Genomic DNA, 1,793 nt, shown 5'->3' on the forward strand with positions numbered 1-1,793 from the left:
GCAGGGGCGTCGGCAAGCGCGTCGATGGTCGCGCGCTTGGAGCCCTCAACAGATTTCCAATAGGCTACCAATCGACTTCCCCGAGGACACTTCGATGCGTATCAGCCACGAGGCGATCTACCAAGCGTTGTACGTGCAGGGTCGTGGAGCGTTGCAGCGTGAATTGACGGCATGCCTGCGCACAGGACGGGCTCTACGCGTACCCAGAGAGCGTGTGAGAGCCCGCGGGAAATCGTTCGTCACGGCGGAGATCATGATCAGCGAACGACCGGCCAGCGTTGAAGATCGCGCAGTGCCCGGCCACTGGGAAGGTGATCTCATCCTTGGACTGGATAGCTCGGCAATTGGAACGCTGGTTGAAAGAACGACGCGCTTCACGATGCTGCTGCATCTGCCACCCCAGCCTGGTCATCGTCAGCAGCCACGAGACAAACACGGCCCCGCATTGGCAGGTCACGGTGCCGAGGCCGTCCGAGAGGCGATTACAAAAGTCATGAGTTCGCTGCCAAAGCAGCTGAAGAAGTCTCTGACCTGGGATCAGGGAGCGGAGATGGCCCAGCACGTGAAACTCTCAATGCACACTGGCCTACAAGTCTATTTCTGCGATCCGCAAAGTCCTTGGCAGAGAGGCACCAACGAGAACACCAATGGGCTGTTGCGCCAATACTTCCCAAAGGGCACGGACCTCAGCGCGCATCGAGCAACTGATCTGCAGGCAGTAGCACTGGCCTTGAATACGAGACCGCGCAAGTCACTCGACTGGCAGACGCCCGCAGAGGCCTTCAATGAGCTGATACGCTCGGTCAATAAACGCAGTGTTGCGACGACTCGTTGAATGCGGGCTGACTGCCCTGGTCGCTGTGGTGGATGACACCCTTGGGTTTGCGCTGCTCCAGCGCCATGTTCAAGGCCGCCAGCACCAGGTCTGCCGTCATGCGTTCACCCATGGACCAGCCCACCACACGCCGGCTCCAGACATCGATGACCACGGCCAGATAGAGGAAGCCCATCCAGGTCGGCACGTAGGTCATGTCAGCCACCCACAGCTGGTTCGGGCCAGTGGCGTGGAAGCGCCGGTTGACCAGGTCATTGGCCGGGGCCTGACGTTTGTCGCGACGTGTGGTGACGGTGAAGCCTCGGCGCTTACTGATGCCGTGGATACCGGCTTGCCGCATGAGACGCGCCACACGCTGGCGGCTGATGCACACGCCTTGCTCGATGAGCTCGGCCCGTACCCGGGGCATGCCATAGGAATCGTAGGAGTCCTGGTGAATCTGGCGGATGCGCTCTGTCATCACCGCGTTGGCGATGCTGCGCTGCGACGGGGCACGTTCGCGCCAGGCATAGAACCCGCTGGCTGAGACACCGAGGACGCGGCACATGGTGCGCACAGGAAGGTCGGCCTGGTTTGCCATCACGAGTCCGAAGACTTCGTGGATGTCGCATCGCTGCGACCGGCAAACCAGGCCGTAGCCTTTGCCAAGATGTCGCGCTCCATCTGAACCTGGCGCAACTGCCGGCGCAGGCGAACGAGTTCTTGCCGCTCGGCCGTGGTCAGGCCTTCCTTGCCTGGTAAAGGTTTGCCGTCATCAATGGCGGCCTGGCCGACCCAGTTGGTGATGGACTGAGCGGTGACACCGAACTCACGTGAGAGCTGCGCGGGTGAGCGACCCGCTCGCACTAGATCGACCATCTGCTGGCGAAATTCCGCCGGGTACGGCGGTCGTACTTTGGACATTTGCGACTCCTTGAACACAAAGAATGATGTGTCCACGGAACCCGGTCAACTCCAA

At 61.0% G+C, this 1,793-nt stretch carries 1 protein-coding gene and 1 pseudogene; one reads left to right on the forward strand and one right to left on the reverse strand.

The genetic code is table 11. The features are described 5' to 3' along the window. The coding region (locus ACFQU0_RS15425) for an IS30 family transposase (protein WP_382202325.1) at positions 1-835 on the forward strand (835 nt) is incomplete at its 5' end. On the opposite strand, the pseudogene ACFQU0_RS15430 reads toward ACFQU0_RS15425, so the two are convergent. Further along, a pseudogene (locus ACFQU0_RS15430) lies at positions 813-1,738 on the reverse strand (IS3 family transposase); the annotation flags it as partial. The gene ACFQU0_RS15425 and the pseudogene ACFQU0_RS15430 sit on opposite strands and share 23 nt — an antisense overlap. Positions 1,739-1,793: the final 55 nt, after the last annotated feature.

Source organism: Hydrogenophaga defluvii (genome assembly GCF_042665235.1).
Lineage (GTDB): Bacteria > Pseudomonadota > Gammaproteobacteria > Burkholderiales > Burkholderiaceae_C > Hydrogenophaga > Hydrogenophaga defluvii_A.